The 19,788-nt window shown below is 40.4% G+C and carries 16 protein-coding genes and 1 tRNA gene; 1 reads left to right on the top strand and 16 read right to left on the bottom strand.

Annotated elements, in window-relative coordinates; genetic code table 11:
• Positions 1-16: 16 nt before the first annotated feature.
• The 3 genes from FHG08_RS05840 to FHG08_RS05830 all read right to left on the bottom strand — a co-directional run bounded on the left by FHG08_RS05840 (position 17) and on the right by FHG08_RS05830 (position 4,549).
• The gene (locus FHG08_RS05840) at positions 17-2,737 is read right to left on the bottom strand and encodes an SLBB domain-containing protein (RefSeq protein WP_256872126.1); all 2,721 of its coding nucleotides are present in this window, start codon (positions 2,735-2,737) and stop codon (positions 17-19) included.
• Positions 2,738-2,853: 116 nt separating this feature from the next.
• Positions 2,854-3,636, bottom strand: coding sequence for a YdiY family protein (locus FHG08_RS05835; protein WP_138609581.1), 783 nt, complete (start codon positions 3,634-3,636; stop codon positions 2,854-2,856).
• 94 nt (positions 3,637-3,730) lie between these two features.
• On the bottom strand, positions 3,731-4,549 hold the full coding sequence (locus FHG08_RS05830; protein WP_010390598.1) for a mechanosensitive ion channel family protein: 819 nt from the start codon (positions 4,547-4,549) through the stop codon (positions 3,731-3,733).
• 276 nt (positions 4,550-4,825) lie between these two features.
• Here FHG08_RS05830 and FHG08_RS05825 point away from each other — a divergent pair.
• Positions 4,826-4,901, top strand: a tRNA-His gene (locus FHG08_RS05825).
• A gap of 342 nt (positions 4,902-5,243) precedes the next feature.
• Here FHG08_RS05825 and FHG08_RS05820 read toward each other — a convergent pair.
• The 13 genes from FHG08_RS05820 to prlC form a co-directional block, all read right to left on the bottom strand.
• Positions 5,244-6,785, bottom strand: coding sequence for a PAS domain-containing methyl-accepting chemotaxis protein (locus FHG08_RS05820; RefSeq protein WP_178954868.1), 1,542 nt, complete (start codon positions 6,783-6,785; stop codon positions 5,244-5,246).
• Between the two features lie 473 nt (positions 6,786-7,258).
• Entirely contained in the window at positions 7,259-8,686 is a 1,428-nt protein-coding gene (locus FHG08_RS05815; RefSeq protein ID WP_178954866.1) for an NAD-dependent succinate-semialdehyde dehydrogenase, read from the bottom strand.
• Positions 8,687-8,928: 242 nt separating this feature from the next.
• A complete protein-coding gene (gene fdx / locus FHG08_RS05810; protein WP_008113929.1) occupies positions 8,929-9,267 on the bottom strand; it encodes an ISC system 2Fe-2S type ferredoxin in 339 nt (112 codons plus the stop codon).
• Between the two features lie 11 nt (positions 9,268-9,278).
• Positions 9,279-11,141, bottom strand: a complete 1,863-nt coding sequence (hscA, locus tag FHG08_RS05805) for a Fe-S protein assembly chaperone HscA (protein ID WP_054202354.1) — start codon at positions 11,139-11,141, stop codon at positions 9,279-9,281.
• A 42-nt stretch (positions 11,142-11,183) separates the two neighbouring features.
• Positions 11,184-11,711 (bottom strand): co-chaperone HscB, encoded by a 528-nt coding sequence (gene hscB / locus FHG08_RS05800; RefSeq protein ID WP_178954865.1) that lies wholly within the window; start codon positions 11,709-11,711, stop codon positions 11,184-11,186.
• A gap of 86 nt (positions 11,712-11,797) precedes the next feature.
• Entirely contained in the window at positions 11,798-12,121 is a 324-nt protein-coding gene (gene iscA / locus FHG08_RS05795; RefSeq protein WP_008113924.1) for an iron-sulfur cluster assembly protein IscA, read from the bottom strand.
• A 9-nt stretch (positions 12,122-12,130) separates the two neighbouring features.
• Positions 12,131-12,514 carry a Fe-S cluster assembly scaffold IscU gene (gene iscU, locus FHG08_RS05790; protein ID WP_054202356.1) on the bottom strand — a complete coding sequence of 128 codons (384 nt, stop codon included), beginning with the start codon at positions 12,512-12,514 and terminating at the stop codon, positions 12,131-12,133.
• Between the two features lie 40 nt (positions 12,515-12,554).
• The gene (locus FHG08_RS05785; protein ID WP_008113922.1) at positions 12,555-13,772 is read right to left on the bottom strand and encodes an IscS subfamily cysteine desulfurase; all 1,218 of its coding nucleotides are present in this window, start codon (positions 13,770-13,772) and stop codon (positions 12,555-12,557) included.
• 24 nt (positions 13,773-13,796) lie between these two features.
• Entirely contained in the window at positions 13,797-14,288 is a 492-nt protein-coding gene (gene iscR, locus FHG08_RS05780; protein WP_008113921.1) for a Fe-S cluster assembly transcriptional regulator IscR, read from the bottom strand.
• A gap of 202 nt (positions 14,289-14,490) precedes the next feature.
• Positions 14,491-15,216, bottom strand: a complete 726-nt coding sequence (trmJ, locus tag FHG08_RS05775; protein ID WP_178954863.1) for a tRNA (cytosine(32)/uridine(32)-2'-O)-methyltransferase TrmJ — start codon at positions 15,214-15,216, stop codon at positions 14,491-14,493.
• Positions 15,217-15,566: 350 nt separating this feature from the next.
• Positions 15,567-16,322: a class I SAM-dependent methyltransferase gene (locus FHG08_RS05770; RefSeq protein WP_008115552.1), complete on the bottom strand. Its 756-nt coding sequence runs from the start codon at positions 16,320-16,322 to the stop codon at positions 15,567-15,569.
• A gap of 65 nt (positions 16,323-16,387) precedes the next feature.
• Positions 16,388-17,566 (bottom strand): PleD family two-component system response regulator, encoded by a 1,179-nt coding sequence (locus FHG08_RS05765; protein WP_138623846.1) that lies wholly within the window; start codon positions 17,564-17,566, stop codon positions 16,388-16,390.
• Between the two features lie 162 nt (positions 17,567-17,728).
• Positions 17,729-19,780, bottom strand: coding sequence for an oligopeptidase A (gene prlC / locus FHG08_RS05760; protein ID WP_178954861.1), 2,052 nt, complete (start codon positions 19,778-19,780; stop codon positions 17,729-17,731).
• Positions 19,781-19,788: the final 8 nt, after the last annotated feature.

Below are 19,788 nucleotides of genomic sequence, written 5' to 3'. Positions count from 1 at the left end.
CATACACCTTTATAATTTACAGTGAACTAACCGCAGCTAGGGCTACACCCATTTGATAAAGTATTTGTGTTGCTGTGCTCCACAAAGTTAAGTTATCAACGTGCTCTGTGTCTAATGGCACCACGACTGTATCTCCTGGCTCTAGTATTTCAGAGCGATCAACACCAAACCAAGAATTATTATTTGGTATTTTAACTAGGCCGCTTGCTTTAATAATGTAAACACGATCTTCGTCTGCACGCTGCTTAAAGCCACCACTTCTACCGATGTAGTCATCAACCGATAAAGCTGAATCAAATAAATGTGAGCTAGAGAAGTTAACCTCACCAACAACATTAATACTGTTTTGTTTGCTTGGAATATAGAGCGTATCGCTATCTTCTAGGGGGATATCTAATTTACCCTCCACAATAGCTGGTAAATTTATAACTAAACGACCCACCGCTTTCACTTTAGCCAAATCATTAATCAAGCTATTCATGTCTTCATAACTCAGCGATGAGTCGGTGATTGAGCTGTTAAAGCTTTTAGAAGTAATATCTCTTCGCAAGTCTTCTGACAACTTGTTTAGCTGCTGTTGCTGTTGAAAACGTAGATTTTCGCGTGTAAATACAGCCCCTTCAGGGTAAGAATAATCTGTAAACCCTCCAGCCCTTTTTATTACTTCTCGTAAACTTTCACCTTTACGAATATCGTAATCACCAGGAAATTTAACTTCACCATATAAGCTTACTTTTAGTCCTTTCTGCCAATTAGGTATTGGGTAAACATTGATTGAATCTTTACTATGGACCAGAAACTTTTCTTTTGTAGGATTACTAACTGCTTCATCTAAATTAATATTAACATGCTCTAACATTGCCGCATTTTTTGGTGAAAAACGCGTTATCTCTGCACTTTCAAGAAATGCTGACTCTTTTAGCCCCCCTGCAGATGCAATTGCCTTATTTATATTGGCATTAACCGGACGAGGATAAATCCCTTCATGATAAACCTCACCACGAATTGCGTAAATTTGCACTTTACTTTTGTAACCCGCCTGCTGATTTAATTTAGCAAGTATAGGCTTAAGGAGTCTTTCTCTGCTGAAATATGAATACTCGTCATCTTCTAATTCAACTTTTTTATTTAAAATTTCCGTAATTGCGGTAACTCTATTTTTATCTTCTTCGGCAAGTTGTTTTTCAACTTGCTCAGCAAGCTCCTTATCTAAGGAGTCACCTAAATCTATAAATTCATAAAATTGTTTTTGCTCAAAATCATCCCATAAAGCCATTTTTTCTCTTAATTTAATTTGCTCTTGGGTTAAAGCTAATGAGTCTAATGCTATTTCCTCATCCTCTTTAGATTGAAAGCGACTAAAAACAACCACTTTGTCACGTGCTTTTAGCTCTATATCTTGCTCAGGATTGTTAGCAATCGCTTTAAGTGGTGAAAATTGATGCACCTCTATATCACCTTTGATATTTACTTCCCTGATTATAAGAGCGTATTCATAATCTGCTATCGGAAGTAAATCACTCTTGATCGAGGTAAATAGTTTGCTAACTTTATCTCCTTCGCTCCACGAATAATTACCTGGATATGTTACAGCACCGAGTAAAGTTACTGCATCGTTTAACTCTTCACTTGATGAAGGTACCTTTATTTTATCACCGTTTTTAGCAATATATTTAGAATCTGAATTTGTTAAGTCTATTTGCAGAATTGTTTTGAAACTATTACCAGTATAGCGTTCTACAACTGTTCTTTGTGGATAAGCGGCTCCATTAAAGCCACCTGCCATCTCAATTAAATCATGCACTGATTCATTATCTTGTAACTCAAAAATAGCTGGTCTACGAACCTCACCATCCACAGTAACCTGTTTACCTACAGTCGGAATAAAAACTACGTCACCTGGCTTTAAAATTACATCATCTGAACTATCACCACGAATTAGCAGATCATACAAATCGAGAGTTTGAATTGTTTTACCAGCTCGTTTTAACTGAATATTACGTAAAGAGCCAATTTCAGAAATACCGCCACTTACAAATAAAGCATGTGAGATAGAAGACAGTGCGGGAATGGTATAAGCACCTGCAAGATAAGCTTCACCTAAAACCATTACCCTAATACTTCTAGTTTTTCCCATAGAAACGAATGGCTCAACACCAATCATTTCTTTTTCAACCTTAACCTTTATAAGTTTAACTACTTCACTGTATTGCATACCCGAAACAGACACTGGCTGCAATTTATCTATTGCTAAACGCCCCTCTCTATCAACTTCAACTTCTTCACTCGATGACTCTTTACCGTATAAATTTATAGTAAAAGTATCGCCAGGCCCTACAATGTAACTATCTGGAACTAAAGCATTTTCAGAAGGGGTAAATGTTGTTGGCTCACCGGAGAAGAGCTCATACCCAAATGGCTTTGGTTCATCTGATTTCGGTTTAAATTTCTCTTCTTCAGTTTGAAACTCCTCATCATCTATTTTAGTTTTACTATTTCGAGGAAGTACTGAAGGTGTTAAAAGTTCATCATCAGAATCTTTATCTTTTGACTTTTTTAAAGCACTTAAGTCTATACCATATTTTTTTGCTAAAGCTTCCTGTTGAGATTCTGGCAATTTTTTAAATTGCTCTAACTGTTGTTCAGTTGGCTGAACTCTTTCTTCAGCCCCTATAGCCGACGTAGAGGTAAGCATACTGAAAAATAGTACTGCCGAAAAAAAATTAGTTAACTTCACAAAGCTTCCCTTTAGTAAAAAAGATAAAAAATATAAATATTCGCCGCATACTACACCATTTTATAGATAAAAAAAATGGGTAAGCACGCTTACCCATTATTATGCTTTTTGTATGCTTAAAAACTGTAAACAAGTGTTAGTGAAGTCTCTGTATCTGTTGCTTCTTTGTCATCAGCCACATCTGAGTTGTTGGTTATATTGTAAGCCACTTTCATTTGCAGTGAGCCATTGATTTTAGTAAGTAATGCGCTTTCTGAACGGGTTTTAGTATTAGTATCACCGTATTCTACCGACACTAACTGAGTAAAACGCGCGTTGTCTGAAATTTTCCAGCTAAAATCTACTTTACCTAAGGCAATCACTTCGCCTTCGTATTCACCCGCTAATGAGTTGCCGTTTTCATCAACCTCTTCGCTAATATCTGGATACTTAAAATACTTATAACCCGGACCAATTTCAGCGTTTAGCTTCATGTTTGTCTCGTTTAGTAAACGTAAACCATAACCCGCTGAAATAACTGATTCACTTCGGTATGCGCCAAAGTAATCAGATACGTGCGACCCATAAATAAATAAATGAGCATGCTTTTCGTTTAATTTGTAATTACCCTGCGCTGAAATAGAGTACTTTTCGTTAGTACGCTGTTTTTCTTTTGTGCCAGCGTCGTTTTCTACTTCATCTTCTTTGTAGATGCCGTCTAACTTATACTCGTTATTCCAACTTTCTAAGTTATGCAATACTTTAATACCACCTTTTAAGGTCGTTGTTTCGGTATTACCACTGGTAATGATAGCGCCCACTTCACTGGTTACTTCCCAGGTTTTTTGTTCTTCTTCTGATGCAAATGCACTGGTTGTAGCTGAGGCTGCTACTAAAATTGATAAAAGCTTAAGTTTCATTAAAAAATAACCCTGTAAAAAATATTCATGCTCTTTAAAGCAGCGCGCACGTTAGCAAACCTAACGTGAGCATTACCTTAATAACTTTTTAAAATTAGTCTTGCTTGTGCAAATGCACATCCATTTGTGGAAATGGAATGGTAATATCAGCGTCGTCTAACGCTATTTTAATGTTTTCCATTAACGACCAGTATGTTGGCCAGTAATCTTCTGAGTTAACCCAAGGGCGTACGATAAAGTTAACGCTTGAATCGGCAAGTTCAGAAACCGATACGTTGTATGCAGGATCTTTTAAAATACGTGATTCGTTATCTAGTACTGATTTAAGTACTTCTTTTGCTTTACGTAAATCGGCGTCGTAGCCAACACCAATCACAAGATCAACGCGACGCGTTGCTTCGCGCGAGTAGTTAATGATTGCATCTGACATTATTTTTGAATTGGGCATTACAATAACTTTGTTGTCAGGAGTGCGCATTTCAGTAGAAAATATTTCAATTTTTTTAATCGTACCGGCTTTACCGCCAGCTTCAACGTAGTCACCAGATTTAAATGGGCGTAGTAAAATAATTAGCACACCAGATGCAAAGTTAGATAGCGACCCTTGCAGTGCTAAGCCAACCGCTAAACCTGCGGCACCTAAAATAGCAATAAATGACGTGGTTTCGATACCAATTTGTGACAGCGCCATTAAAATAGTGGCTGCAAATACAATGGCATACACAATACTAGATACAAACGATGAAACCGCTACATCTACTTTCTTCTTGTCGAATGCTTTAGCGGTTAAATTTGCACAAAACTTGGCAATTCGGCCACCGAGTAAAAATATAACAAGCGCTATAACTGCTTGAATACCATAGTGTAAGATTAAGCCTGAATTTTCATTCAGCCAATTGAGTATTGAATCCATATTAACTCCTGATAGCGTTATTAAGCAGTTTAGCGGTATTGTTTGTAGTATTGTAAATCTTTAATAGGTGTTTGCAACAACGTTTTACTAAGGGGTTAGGGGTTCTGGCTGCCCGTTGCCCGTTGCCCGTTGCCCGTTGCCCGTTGCCCGTTGCCCGTTGCCAATAGCTTAAATATAGAATACTTATAATAAGTTTAAATTTTTTTGATTTTTTGCTTCACAAGCATGGGGATATTATGTATTATGCGCGCCACACCAAACAAGGTGTATGTAGTGGCGGTTGTAGCTCAGTTGGTAGAGCCCCGGATTGTGATTCCGGTTGTCGCGGGTTCGAGCCCCGTCAATCGCCCCACTATTTTCTAAACTCCCTCAGTAATGTTCAAAGTTAGCTTCTTAATTATACCTGGCCTTCATAAAACCAAACCTAAAATAAATAATACTAACTCGTCTATTTGCGTAATCTTATTCACATTTTTACTTCTCGTTTGCTTGTATCCTTTAATTCATACTTTTATAAAACTTTGATGCGACATGAAGTCACTGCTAAAGAAATATTACAAATAACACCAGTAGTAGCAGGTTTTCCCCGCACCACACAGCCCGTTGCCCGTATTTGACGCTTTAGGCGCGCTGAGAACATGTTATATTCTCAGCGCCTCATACACTTGGGTATTTGCTGCCCTTGCTTAAGTTGTTAACCTACTTTAAAAGAAAGACCTAGTGATGCTAATGCTTTAGAGTGTTTTTCAATCGCATCAGACTCTGTACCTACACTGTGCGCTTGGGCTAAGTTTTCTGACGAAGCGGTACTAATATTTGAAATATTACGGCTGATTTCTTGTGATACCATGCTTTGCTCTTCTGCTGCGGTTGATATTTGTGTTGCTAAATCAGAAATATCAGTAATTGCAGCATATACTTTTGAGACGATATCTTGGCTATTTCGCGTTTCTTTAACACAAGTCTCTGCCGCGTTTTTACCCGCTTCCATTGTTTTTGACCAATTGAGTAACGTAGATTGCATTTCAGATATAGAGACTTGAATTTGCTCTGTAGCAGTATGCGTTCTACTTGAGAGTGCTCGCACTTCATCAGCAACAACCGAGAACCCTCGACCATGCTCACCAGCACGCGCAGCTTCTATAGCCGCATTAAGTGCAAGTAAATTTGTTTGATCGGCAATCCCTTGTATTTCTTGCATTATGCCACCAATTTTTTCAGCCTCTATTGCTAGCCCGCTCGCTGAACTTGCCGAGTTATCCACCTCGTTGGCGAGTAACGATACTTCACGCATGGTGCCTGACATCGCTTGCGTTGCGCTTTCGCAGTCTTGGTGAGCTTGTTGCACTCGTTGGTTAGTTACTAAAGTATTTTTTGCTACTTCATCAATTGAATGCACCATTTCTTCAACCGCTGACGACACTTGATGTAATTCTGATGCTTCTTTTTCAACACCGGCCTGCGCAGCTTCAGCACAAATTTTTAGAGAATCAGCACCTTTACTCAAGCTTAAGGTACCATCAATAATCCGGCCAACAATAGTAGTGACTTTACCCTCAAGTAATTTAATCTGAAAATCACTATAGCTGAGGCTGTCGCTACCAGAATAAATATGCCGAGATACGCTATCTGGACCTGCTTTGGTTTTTTTGATTGTGCTTTGCGAACGAATTAACTCTTCATAAAAAATAACAAAAGGCAGAGGAACAAACAGTAAACATAACCAGAACATATAGCTTGTTAACCAAGCAATTAAAGCTGCCCCTCCAATAAATAGAGGAAGCTTAAATGCAGCTAATTTTTCACTTAAAGGCGTAATTGATTGACCATTATTTAAACGTTGGTATAGCTTTTCTGCTCGGTTTTTATATTCTGGAAGGAGTTGTTGGCGAACTGATTGATAACCTACTTTTTTACCGTTTTCATAAATAGGGGTTACAAAGGCATCAACCCAATAATAACGCCCATCTTTACATCTATTTTTTACCGCTCCTCGCCAAGCGGTATCGCTTTTTAAATTGAACCACATATCACCAAATGCCGCTGGCGGCATATCAGGATGTCGAACCATGTTATGGTTTTTCCCTGTCAATTCATTAATGGTGTACCCTGAAACTTTACAAAAGTTATCATTTGCATAGGTGATAACCCCTCGTAAATCTGTTGTAGAAACTAACTCTTCGTCAATGCCGAACGAAACTTCCTGGTCTACCGTTGCTTGATTTCTTCTACTCATAGTGGGTGCTTTATTATTTTTTAATGGGTGAATTTGCGGGATGTTAATTTAATAATGTGTAGAACACAATTGTACATTATTACTATATTTCAATAGTTTTAAAACTACTGAAACTCCATTCTACTTACTCACACATAAAAATAAACAATTAAAAAACATAGGGTTACAAAAAAGCCGCATAGTGGAAGAATAATTGATACTGCATATAATTGCGTTTTTAAAAAGGATATAAGCAAAATAACATCTAACTAAGAATAGTTTAGACCCTAAAATAGAGAAATACCAAAAATCATTCCTTAAATAGGGGCAAAAAAATGCCACCAAAATGGTGGCATTTACACACGGGGTTATTTCTACTTATAGAAATTCTTTACGTTTTGTTTACTTAAACATTTTTTTGAAAGGTAGCATTTACACCCATTTCAAGCAACTTAAAACGCTAAACGGTTAACTCATCGGAACAGTTTATAGAGTTAAACTCTAATACATACGTATTTTTCTTCTAGGTATTCATCTAAACCTTGGTGACCACCCTCTCTTCCAAGGCCTGATTGCTTTACCCCACCGAACGGTGCTACAGGGTTTGATATAACCCCCTCATTTACACCTATCATGCCAAACTCTAACCCTTCGCTTACACGATAGATTTGTTTAATGTTTTGGCTATAAAAGTACGCAGCTAATCCATAAGGGACGTCATTAGCAAGCGCAAGGACTTCGCTTTCTTCATCAAATGGGCTCACCGTTAATACAGGGCCAAATACTTCTTCGTGATAAATATCCATTTGTGTAGTGACATTAGTAACTATTAATGGGTTTTGAAAGCTGCCACCTAAATTGCTGTTATCACCAATTAGCGTAGCGCCTTTATCGAGAGCATCTTTAATCAGTTGTTGTACTTTCTCTTTTGCTTTGGGATAAATAAGCGGGCCTATGTCGGCATTTTCATCAAAACCGTTTGCAACCTTGAGCGCAGCGACTTTGGGTGTAATTTTTTCAAGCACTTCATTTAATATACTGCGCTGGATGAAGATACGATTTGCCGCCACACACGCTTGGCCACTATTTCTAAATTTAGCCGCCATTAGCCCATCAATAGCGTCATCAATATCGGCATTATCAAAAATAATGAACGGCGCATTGCCACCTAATTCCATTGATGTTTTTTTAATTGTCTGGGCACACTGTGATAGTAACTGCTTACCTACACCTGTAGAGCCAGTAAAGGTGAACTTACGTACCACCTCTGAGTCAGTCAACATTTTACCAACGTCTTTAGCGTTTTGTGATACCAACACATTAAATGCACCTTTTACAAAGCCAGCCTGATCAGCTAAATACGCTAAAGCAATAGCACATAGTGGTGTATGTTCAGAAGGTTTTAAAATGAAACTACAGCCAGCAGCATAAGCAGGGGCTACTTTTCGAGTTACCATAGCCACAGGAAAGTTCCATGGTGTTATACCGGCAACCACGCCAATAGGCTGTTTATAACTGGTTAGGCGATGCTGGTTATCGGTTGCAGGGATCACATCCCCATAGCTACGTTTAGCTTGCTCAGCAAACCACTTAATAAAGCCGGCGCCATAATCTATTTCACCGAGAGATTCTTTAAGTGGTTTCCCCTGCTCTTTGGTCATAAGTGTAGCTAACGTTTGTTTATGTTTAATCACCAACTCATACCAACGCATCAAAGTTTCACTTCGCTCGGTTGCATTGGTGGCTTTTAATTTTACAAACGCGCCTTTTGCCGCATCAATAGCTGTATTTACACCTTGCTCGTCAATGTCGCTTACATCAACAATACTTTGTTCGGTGGCGGGATCATCAACGCTAAAGCGTGTGCTAGTTTGATAAAATTCACCGTTTATAAACGAGTCTGAAAAAATAAGATCACTCAAAATACACCTCCGAAATGGGTTTTGGGCTTCGGGCTTCGGGCTTCGGGCTTCGGGCTTCGGGCTTCGATATATTAAAAAAGCCTTGTGGTTAACGCTACAAGGTTTTTTAATTTACCCGCACCTCGCAGCCCGTCGCTCGTAACCTTTAAAAAAAACGCGGGTAAACCCGCTGCTACTTAATACAAACAAAAAAGCCGCTGTATTAAACAGCGGCTTTTAATATAATAGTCGTTAATTAAAAACTAGTGTTCTTCATTAACGATATTGAGATTGTACTTAGGTATTTCAACCACTAAGTCTTCATCTCTAATAATTGCTTGGCAACCTAAACGTGACTCTGGTTCTAAACCCCAGGCTTTATCTAGCATGTCGTCTTCTAGGTCGTCACTTTCATCTAATGAGTCAAAACCTTCACGGATCACTAAGTGACAAGTTGTACATGCACATGACTTTTCACAGGCATGAGGAATGCTAATGCCATTTTTAAGCGCGATATCAAGTACCGTTTCGCCAGCGGGCGCTTCTATTGCAGCACCGTCAGGACACAACTCCGGATGGGGAAGAAAAACAATTTGTGGCATTCTAATCTCTCTTATATATTGTCTACTGACTGGCCTGTTAAGGCTTTTTTAATTGATGCATCCATTCTACGCGCGGCAAAATCACTACTCGCATTGTCCATTTTTTCAATGGCTGCTTTAATTTCGCTTGGCTCTTGTGCACTCTCGCGTACTTTTGCAAGTTCGTTTATTTCCACTTTTAGCGCCGCTAGTTGCTCAGGCTCAAGTAAATCGCCATCAGCTGCCAAAGAGGCTTCCATTGCTTCTATTACACGAAGCGCTTCAACTTGTTGCTCTTTAAGCATACGCGCTTGCATGTCGCCTTTAGCGTTACTCATCGACTCTTTAAGCATATTAGCAACTTGGTCGTCAGACAAACCAAACGACGGTTTTACTTGTATTTCTGCTTGAACGCCAGTTGATTTTTCCATGGCTGATACGCTTAGTAAACCATCAGCGTCTACTTTAAAGGTAACGCGAATATGCGCAGCTCCCGCCGCCATAGGTGGAATGCCTTTTAAGCTGAATTTTGCCAGCGATCGACAATCGTCAACCAGTTCACGCTCACCTTGTAATACATGCAACGACATAGCCGTTTGACCATCTTTAAACGTAGTAAATTCTTGCGCACGTGCAACTGGAATAGTGGTATTGCGTGGAATAATTTTTTCAACCAAGCCACCCATGGTCTCAAGTCCTAGCGACAACGGTAACACATCCAGCAATAACATGTCTGAATCTGGCTTGTTACCAATTAATACGTCAGCTTGTAATGCTGCACCCAGTGCAACAACACGATCAGGATCAATTGAAGTGAGTGGTTGTTTATCAAAAAACTCGCCAACTTGAGTACGTACCAACGGCATGCGGGTTGAACCGCCAACCATCACCACTTGTAGTACTTCTTGGTTTTCAATACCGGCATCTTTTACTGCACGACGACATGAGCGGAGCGTTTTTTTTACCAGTGGCATAGCCAGCTCGTTAAACTTCTCTCGCGTTACTTCAACCATGTATTTTTCATCGTCAAACTCAAGACCAACATTTACTTTTTCGTATTGGCTGAGTGCTTCTTTACAGGCTTTGGCTTTATTTATAAATAAACGTAATACCGAAGGAGATAAGCCCGTCACGCCGGTTTCTTGTTTTAAGTAGTCAACTAATAATGAGTCAAAGTCATCACCGCCTAGACTTGAATCGCCACCAGTGGCCAATACTTCAAACACACCTTTATTTAAGCGCAGTATAGAAATATCAAATGTTCCGCCACCTAAGTCATAAACAGCAATTATGCCTTCTTGGCCTGAATCTAAGCCATAAGCAACCGCAGCCGCGGTTGGCTCGTTTAATAAACGCAGCACATTAATGCCGGCAAGTTCAGCCGCATCTTTAGTGCTTTGGCGTTGTGCATCATCAAAATAGGCTGGTACGGTGATAACCGCGCCTAAAATATCTTGATTACCAAAGCTTTGTTCTGCACGTGCTTTTAGGGCACCTAAAATATGGCTTGATGCTTTTACTGGGCTGATTTTCCCGGCTTCAGTTGCTATCGCAAGTGCGCCGTTATCATCGCAAAATTGATAAGGCAGTTGGCCGTAGCTTTGCTCTATTTCGGCTTGGGTTTTACCTAAAAAGCGCTTGACTGAAATGAGTGTATTAACCGGATCGAGTGTAGCTGCTTGCATCGCGTCTGCACCTACGGTTATGCCACCAGCTTGGTAACGCACTACAGACGGCAACATTGCTTCGCCTGACTCATCAGTAATAGTACGAGCTTCGCCGCTTTGTACGGTTGCCACTAATGAATTCGTGGTACCTAAGTCAATTCCAATTGCTAATTTATGTTCATGTGGTGCCGCGCTCTGCCCCGGCTCAGCAATTTGCAATAATGCCATAATGCTCTTTAAACTCGTGTTGCTCGCTTTGCAGCAAGTGAATTAATCGTCAAATAAACTGTCTTCAATGCGTTCAAGTTCGTCGCGTAACTTATAAACAAACTTTAGCTTACGGATACTGTCTGCTGCTTGTTGATATTGCTGCTCATCGTTACTTGCTAACTGCTCTGCCAATTGCGCACTGTACTGCTGATCAAGCTGCTTTATTTGTTTTTCAAAATGGGCAATAGCAGAGTCCGGATCGATTGTGGTCGCTAACTCTTCAAGTTCTTCTCGAAGCTCCATTTGCTGCATTAAAAACATGGGATCTTGCAATGTTTGCTGCTCAGCGCGAATATCAACGCCCAGCTCACTCAACATATATTCAGCACGTTTAACGGGGTGCTTGAGTGTTTGCAGTGCATCATTAATTTCGGCAGTACTTTGTACGGCCATTAATTTATCACGACTGCTAGCATTAGCATGGCGATCAGGGTGAACAGCACGTTGAAGTTCTAAGTAGTGCTTGTTAATCGTTGCTAAATCAATATTGTAGTCAACGGGAATTGCAAATAACTCAAAATAACGCATAACTTCTCACAAATGACAAAGCCCTACATTAATTGGCAGGGCTTAGTTATACCCAAGTAGCTTAGGTATTCAAAACAAGTTTGAGCTTAAACGGTAAAGCTTTCGCCACAACCACACTCATCAGCTTGATTAGGGTTGTTAAATTTAAACCCTTCATTTAAGCCTTCTTTTGTGTAGTCGAGCTCGGTGCCGTCGATATAAACTAAGCTTTTAGCGTCAACAATTAAGGTAACGCCTTTAGCTGCAAATGTTTCATCGTCATCGTTTAGCTCATCAACAAACTCTAATACATAAGCAAGACCTGAACAGCCCGTCGTTTTAATGCCAACTCGCAGGCCTATGCCTTTACCACGGTTTGCTAAAAATGATTGTACGCGGTTTGCTGCCGCATCTGTCAATGTCACTGCCATGAATATCTCTTAGTTTGTATGTTTGCTTTTGTAATCTGCAATTGCTGCTTGAATTGCATCTTCTGCTAAAATTGAGCAGTGAATTTTCACTGGTGGTAATTCTAGCTCTGCGCTGATATCAGTATTTTTAATAGTAGACGCTTCGTCTAGTGTTTTGCCTTTAACCCACTCTGTTACCAGTGAAGATGAAGCAATTGCACTACCACAGCCGTACGTTTTGAATTTTGCATCTTCAATCACGCCTTCTGCAGACACTTTAATTTGCAGTTTCATTACGTCACCACATGCTGGTGCGCCTACCATACCCGTTGCCACTGACGGATCGTTTTTATCTAGAGCACCTACGTTACGTGGGTTTTCTACGTGGTCGATTACTTTATCACTGTAAGCCATAATTCTATCCTCACTACCTGCTAGGTATGGGCTCCACTAATTAGTGGTGCGCCCATTCAACTGAATCTAAATCAACACCTTCTTGGTGCATTTCCCAAAGAGGAGACATTTCACGTAAACGACCAATCGAGTTTTTCATTAGCTCAACGGTGTAATCAATCTCTTCTTCGGTGGTAAAACGGCCAATACTAAAACGAATTGAGCTATGTGCTAATTCGTCGTTACGGCCTAGTGCACGTAATACGTAAGAAGGCTCTAAACTTGCAGATGTACAGGCTGAACCTGACGATACCGCAATATCTTTAACGGCCATTAGTAACGACTCGCCTTCAACAAAGTTAAAGCTGATATTAACAATACCAGGTACTGATTGGTCTTGTGTGCCGTTAAAGTACACTTCGTCCATATCTGTTAAAATGCCGTCGATTAGGCGTTTACGTAACGCACTGATGTGTGCGTGATCTTTTTCAAAATCTTGTTTTGCAATTCTAAATGCTGCGCCCATACCTACTAACTGATGGGTTGCTAATGTACCAGAACGCATACCACGTTCATGGCCGCCACCGTGCATTTGTGCTTCTAAACGTGCACGTGGTTTACGACGAACATACAAAGCACCTACGCCTTTAGGGCCGTATACTTTGTGCGCCGAGAATGACATAAAATCTACTTTGGTTTGTTGCACATCGATTAAAACTTTACCTGCGCTTTGTGCAGCATCTACGTGGAACATAATTTTACGTTCGCGACACATTTCACCAATGGTGTTGATATCTTGGATTACACCTAGCTCGTTATTTACATGCATGATACTTACAAGCACGGTGTCGTCACGCATCGTATCTGCTAATTTTTGCAGATCAAGTAGGCCGTTTTCTTCAACGTCCATATAAGTTACTTCAAACCCTTGACGCTCAAGCTCACGACATGTGTCGATAACTGCTTTGTGTTCAGTTTTAGCGGTAATAACATGCTTACCTTTTTTCTTGTAAAACTGAGCCGCACCTTTAATAGCAAGGTTATTTGATTCTGTTGCACCCGATGTGAATACGATTTCACGTGGGTCTGCATTAATTAAATCAGCAATGTCAGTACGTGCTTGGTCAACGACTTCTTCAGCTTGCCAACCAAAACGGTGTGAACGCGATGCTGGATTACCAAAATTACCGTCCATAGTCAGGCACTGCATCATTTCTTTGGCAACTCGTTCGTCAACGGGCGTAGTTGCTGCGTAATCTAAATAAATCGGTAACTTCATTTCTCTCTCCGCTGCAGGTCAACCTTAAAGTTGACAGCTTACTTGAATATTTTCCAACTGCTTAATTGCATCATTAACGCTGTTTTCTTGGCGAAGAGCGACCGCTTTAACGTCCGACTTTTCAACCAGTTCAGCTAAGGTAATATTATTTAAAAATTCTTCAATTCGTGCGCTTAAGTCTGACCACAATGTATGGGTTAAACAACGCATACCACTTTGACAACCAGTATTGCTTCGCTGACACCGAGTAGCGTCAACAGATTCATCTACCGCATTGATAACATCGCCAACTGAAATTACATCGGCCTCACGTCCTAGTAAATAGCCCCCACCAGGACCTCGAACAGAACTCACTAGCCCATTTTTACGTAAACGGGCAAATAACTGCTCAAGATAAGACAAAGAAATTTCTTGGCGCTGCGAAATATCTGCAAGCGCTACAGGGCCTATATTTGCATGTAGTGCAACATCCAGCATGGCTGTAACGGCATATCTGCCTTTTGATGTTAACTTCATAACGCCCCCCGCACAAAAGAGTGCAAATTTTAATTACCAGAGTAGATTAGTCAAGTATTATCCTAATAGGCTAGCCTCAAACGGCCACCGATAAACTTGTAATACCCGACTATTTTGGTCAAGTATTGGGTCTATTGTAATTACCTGAGTAATTTAGTCAAGTATTAGTGGAGTAATAAAGGGCGCTATTTATAACTAATTACTATTTTATAGACTTATTAATTGAGGTAAGAATACCTCGTAATATGTTCATTTCAGCATCTTCAGGGCGAGCACGATTAAACAAGCGACGTAGCTTAGTCATTACCATGCCTGGATGCTGCTTAATGATGAAGCCTGTTTTAAACAAGGTGTCTTCAAGGTGTTCGTAAAACAGCTCTGTTTGTTTAGACGATGGATATAGGGTTTCTTCTTCTTGTTGTTCCGCTTTAGGCTGTTGATTTAAAAATGCCATACGCGTTTCATAACATAAGGTTTGTACTGCCATCGCTAAATTTAGCGAGCTGTATTCTGGGTTAGCAGGAATACATACATGGTAATTACACAGTTGTAATTCTTCGTTTGTTAAGCCACTGTTTTCACGACCAAATACAAGTGCTACAGGGCCATTTACAGCTTCGCCAACAAGCTTTTCACCACATTCACGCGGCTCAACCATAGGCCACGATAATGTACGCGAGCGAGCACTAGTACCGATAGTTAATGCACAATCAGCAATGGCATCGGCAACCGTATCAACAACAACCGCATTACCAAGTACATCTGTAGCACCTGCAGCCAGTGCGCTGGCATGACTATCTATTTCACAAGCAGGATCTACAAGGTATAACTTTGATAATCCCATGGTTTTCATGGCACGTGCCGCAGAACCAATATTGCCAGAATGTGATGTGTTTACTAAAACGATGCGGATATCATCTAAGATCATTACAGTGCTACTTATCGAGTACAAAAAAATTGCGCAAATTCTAGCATGAAAACGCGCTGAGATCCTATATTCAATAGTCGAGATCTAAAAGATCAGTTCGGGGTTCGGCAGGATTGTGTTTGGTATTAATTAAAACGCAATTCGTCATTTATTTATTCATCACCTAAAACTTCAACTCTTGATAGAGCAAATTATAATTGGCAGTTACACAACATTAATTATACCCTCGGAGCCTTTACCCTATGCGCGGCATAAAGCCCCGCCTACAAAATAGTGTGCGCCACCCCATCAGCCTTAGTTTACCTCGCTCACGTTTTAGGCTCGAAGCCCGTCACTCGTAGCCCGTTAACTTAAACCATCGCGGCTTTTACATACACATCAAAGCGGTTCTTCTTGGTTTTGATTTGCATACTCGGGGTTTTATCATTTAAAAATGGCGCGTAATCGGGACGTTTAACCACTACACGCTTACTGGCAAGTGGGTAAGCAAACTCGAGTAAATCATCGGCGTCGGTATCGCCACCCACTAACTCTTGGAATACCCGCATTTCTTTTTTAACCAATGCTGATTTTTCACGGTGCGGGAACATTGGATCAAGGTAAACCACATCGGGCATGCTGTCACATTGGGCAAGTAAGGTATGGCTTGAACCAAAGATAAGGCTCATATTTTGCTGCATCCATGGGCCAATTTCACTATCGTTATAAGCACGTTGTAAGCCATCATATAACAGTGCAGCAACCACGGGGTGGCGCTCATGTAGAATTACTTTACAGCCTAGCGAGGCTAACACAAAACCGTCGCGTCCAAGGCCTGCTGTGGCATCGAGTACCACTGGCGTTGCGCCCTTATTAAGACCAACTGCTTTGGCAATTGATTGCCCTTTACCACCACCAAATTTACGCCTATGTGCAACGGCACCAGTTACAAAGTCTACGTTAATAGCACCTAATTTTGGCTCGTCAGTTTTATACAGGCTTAGTCCTTTATCATCGTAATGCAAGCTAAAACCACTGCTTTGCTCTGCCCATTGAGCAAGCCCAAAGCGTGCTTCTAACTCATTTAAATAAGGTCGACACTCTTTAAACGCACACTGTATAACCACTTCACACTCCGATGATAAATTTCACCGTTATTATACCCAAACAAAGCCAATATACGATCTCTAGTTTAAAACAACTCAATATCGTTATTTTCACTCTCAGGTTCTGGCTGCGTTTGTTGTTTACTTAGTTGTGTTTGAGTAATTAAGTCATCACGCTGTTGAGTGGTTGTTTTTAGCTGGTGCTTAATAAAGGCTAAATCATTAGTGGTTGCAACCAGCTGCTGTGATGTATGACTAAGCTGAGTTATTTGCTGATTAAATTGCGAAGCTGGTATCTCGTTGTGTGTTTGCATTAGCGATTGGAGTTGCTCAAGCTGCTCTGTAAGCTGGCTAATTGCACTCGTTTGCATGGCGTTTTGATTTTTAAGCTGGGCAACAATATCTTTAAAAGCAAGGGTTAGCTCATTGTCGCGCATTAGTCGATATTGGTGCTGCTGTATAGTCACTACTTTTTCGTTAGTTACTTCTAAAATATGTGGAAATAAATCTTTATAGCGACCATAAAGTGATGGCGTATCTACAGGCATATTTTTAATTAATAGTGAAATATTAGGGTAATTAATAATAGTACTATGACCAATATCAACAAAGCGTTCTGCATTTTTATGCTGTATGAGTAGCTCTTGCTCTAATGGGCATACGCCTGTTTCTTGGCTATAAAACATTCCCTGGTTATTTTGCCAAAAAACAACCACGACATTGAGGTGTAATGGAGTAAAAAACCCTAAAAAGTATTCACTTAATAATTCTAAATTATCGGCATGATAGCTTTGACAAACAAAACGCATAATGCGCCCCATGTCACCGGTCTCAATCATCGCCATTTCAGCTGTTTTATTGGCCTTTGCTATATCATACTGCAGTGTTGCACACTGCTTGCGATACTGGTAAAGAATTTTAATGCGTGCCATCAGCTCCTGTGCGTTAAAAGGCTTCAAAATGTAGTCAGCCCCGCCAACACTAAACCCTTTAATACGTTCAGCTTGCCCCACTTTGGATGATAAAAACATTACCGGAATATCTGTTGTGGCTTTATTTTGTTTAATAGTTTGGCAAACCTCATAACCAGACATCCCCGGCATTTCAACATCAAGCAAAATAATATCGGGGTTATATTTAATCGCTTGTCTTATGCCATCTTCACCATTTTTGGCGTGGATCACTTTGCAAAACCCAGCTAAAGATTCTTCAATAATATGGTGCATTAATTTATCGTCATCAATTGCCAGTATTAACTTTGCCATGCGTTAGTCCCTTTTAGTACTTTGTTAAAAGCATAGTACGCCATGTTAAAACTACTAAAATTTATTCAAAATATTCTTTAACAGCGCTGTATTTTAGGCAATAAAAAAGCGCCTCTGGGGCGCTTTTGTAATTATATTTTAATCCGCAAAAATCAACAGACCCTAAGCGGCGATGCCGCTGTGGCGCAGTAGTGCATCTACACTTGGCTCACGACCGCGGAAGTTTTTAAACAGTGCCATTGGCTCTTCGCTGCCGCCTTTTTCAAGAATATGCTGCATAAACGCTTGGCCAGTTTGTGGATTAAAAATCCCCTCTTCTTCAAATTTAGAGTAGGCATCAGCCGAAAGTACTTCAGCCCATTTATACGAGTAATAGCCTGCACTGTAACCGCCCGCAAAAATATGACTAAAGCCATGCTGAAAACGGTTAAACGCTGGCGGCTTAATGACTGAGGTACGACTGCGTACATCATCAAGTACAGCTTGAATGTTACATGGTTTGTCTGCCACGTAGTCATGGTGAATTTTAAAATCGAATAACGAGAACTCAAGTTGTCTTAGCATTTGCATACCTGAGTTGTAATTTTTAGCGGCCAATAGTTTATCTAGTAGCTCTTTTGGTAATGGCTCACCGGTTTCGAAGTGGCCTGAAATAAAGCTTAGGGCTTCTTCTTCGTAACACCAGTTTTCTAAAAACTGACTTGGCAATTCAACGGCATCCCATGCCACACCATTAATACCAGCAACAGGCGCTGCATCTACTTGAGTTAACATGTGGTGAATGCCGTGACCAAACTCATGGAACAGTGTGGTTACTTCATTATGGGTAAACAAAGCAGGCTTATCGCCAATCGCTTTATTAAAGTTACACACTAAGTAAGCAACTGGTGTTTGAAGTTCACCATTAGCACGCACTTTACGACCCATACAGTCATCCATCCACGCACCACCACGCTTGTGGTCACGGGCGTATAAATCTAAGTAGAAACGGCCACGTAAAGTATTGTTGCTATCGTAAATTTCAAAAAAGCGCACATCTTTATGGTAAGTATCAATGTCTTTTTGCTCTTTAACAGTAATACCAAACAAGCGGTTAACAGTTTCGAACAAACCACTGAGCACTTTATCGGCAGGGAAGTATGGGCGTAATACTTCATCTGAAATCGCGTATTTTTCTTGCTTTAGCTTTTCGCTGTAATAACCAAAGTCCCATGCCTGTAGTTCACTAATACCGTGCTGTTGCTTTGCGTATTGTTGCAACTCTTTAAGCTCTTGCTCTGCTTGTGGCTTAGATTTAGCTGCTAAGTCTTCTAAAAATGAAAATACCTGTGCAGGTGATTCTGCCATTTTTGTAGCTAACGATTTTTCGGCGTAATTATTAAAGCCCAGTAATTGTGCTAACTCATGACGCAGTGCCAGTTCTTCACTCATAATCGCCGAGTTATCAAACTCTCCTGCATTTGGACCTTGATCGGATGCACGAGTAGAAAACGCGGTGTATGTTTCTTTGCGAAGTTCACGGTCGTCTGCGTAAGTCATTATAGGTAAGTAAGAAGGGAAATCGAGAGTGAATACCCAGCCTTCTAAGTCTTTACTTTTTGCTGTATCGGCCGCTAATGCCAGTGCTGACTCTGGTAAACCCGCTAGTTGGCTTTCATCGGTAATATGCTTATGCCATGCAAGCGTGGCATCCATCACATTATTACCAAATTTTGAAGCAAGCTCTGATAAACGCGCACTAATTTCACCGTAGCGTTTTTGCTGCTCAGGATTTAGTGCAATGCCTGAAAGCTTAAAGTCACGCAATGCGTTGGTAACGGTTTTTTGCTGAGCGGTAGTGAGTGTTTTAAATTCATCGCTATTATAAATAGCGCTGTAAGCCTCATATAAGCCTTGGTGTTGGCCAACAAAAGTAGAATATTCAGAAATAAGCGGTAAACACTGCTCATAAGCTTCGCGAAGTTCATCGTTGTTCATCACCGAGTTTAAATGTGATACCGGTGAAAATAATCGCGATAGTTTATCGTCAGCTTCTTCAAGCGGTAGTACTAAATCATTCCAGGTGAAAGATTGCTTTGCTAATACGCTTTCAATCGCACTGCGACAGTGCTCGATACCTTTTTTTAATGCCGGTACTACATGCTCAGGCTTTATTTTTGAAAAAGGAGGAAGTCCTTCAAGCCCAATAAGGGGATTTGTTTGTGCATTGCTCATAGTCATTC

This window comes from Pseudoalteromonas sp. Scap03 (assembly GCF_013393115.1).
Lineage (GTDB): Bacteria > Pseudomonadota > Gammaproteobacteria > Enterobacterales > Alteromonadaceae > Pseudoalteromonas.
The sequence above is the reverse complement of the archived record's forward strand: the minus strand, read 5'-3'. Positions and strand labels throughout refer to the sequence as shown.

What these genes read in the sequence shown, in the direction of transcription:
- FHG08_RS05835 (WP_138609581.1), bottom strand. Translation starts at nt 3,636, where the DNA reads ATGAAACTTAAGCTTTTATCAATTTTAGTAGCAGCCTCAGCTACAACC.
- FHG08_RS05830 (WP_010390598.1), bottom strand. Translation starts at nt 4,549, where the DNA reads ATGGATTCAATACTCAATTGGCTGAATGAAAATTCAGGCTTAATCTTA.
- FHG08_RS05820 (WP_178954868.1), bottom strand. Translation starts at nt 6,785, where the DNA reads ATGAGTAGAAGAAATCAAGCAACGGTAGACCAGGAAGTTTCGTTCGGC.
- fdx (WP_008113929.1), bottom strand. Translation starts at nt 9,267, where the DNA reads ATGCCACAAATTGTTTTTCTTCCCCATCCGGAGTTGTGTCCTGACGGT.
- hscA (WP_054202354.1), bottom strand. Translation starts at nt 11,141, where the DNA reads ATGGCATTATTGCAAATTGCTGAGCCGGGGCAGAGCGCGGCACCACAT.
- hscB (WP_178954865.1), bottom strand. Translation starts at nt 11,711, where the DNA reads ATGCGTTATTTTGAGTTATTTGCAATTCCCGTTGACTACAATATTGAT.
- iscA (WP_008113924.1), bottom strand. Translation starts at nt 12,121, where the DNA reads ATGGCAGTGACATTGACAGATGCGGCAGCAAACCGCGTACAATCATTT.
- iscU (WP_054202356.1), bottom strand. Translation starts at nt 12,514, where the DNA reads ATGGCTTACAGTGATAAAGTAATCGACCACGTAGAAAACCCACGTAAC.
- FHG08_RS05785 (WP_008113922.1), bottom strand. Translation starts at nt 13,772, where the DNA reads ATGAAGTTACCGATTTATTTAGATTACGCAGCAACTACGCCCGTTGAC.
- iscR (WP_008113921.1), bottom strand. Translation starts at nt 14,288, where the DNA reads ATGAAGTTAACATCAAAAGGCAGATATGCCGTTACAGCCATGCTGGAT.
- trmJ (WP_178954863.1), bottom strand. Translation starts at nt 15,216, where the DNA reads ATGATCTTAGATGATATCCGCATCGTTTTAGTAAACACATCACATTCT.
- FHG08_RS05765 (WP_138623846.1), bottom strand. Translation starts at nt 17,566, where the DNA reads ATGGCAAAGTTAATACTGGCAATTGATGACGATAAATTAATGCACCAT.
- prlC (WP_178954861.1), bottom strand. Translation starts at nt 19,780, where the DNA reads ATGAGCAATGCACAAACAAATCCCCTTATTGGGCTTGAAGGACTTCCT.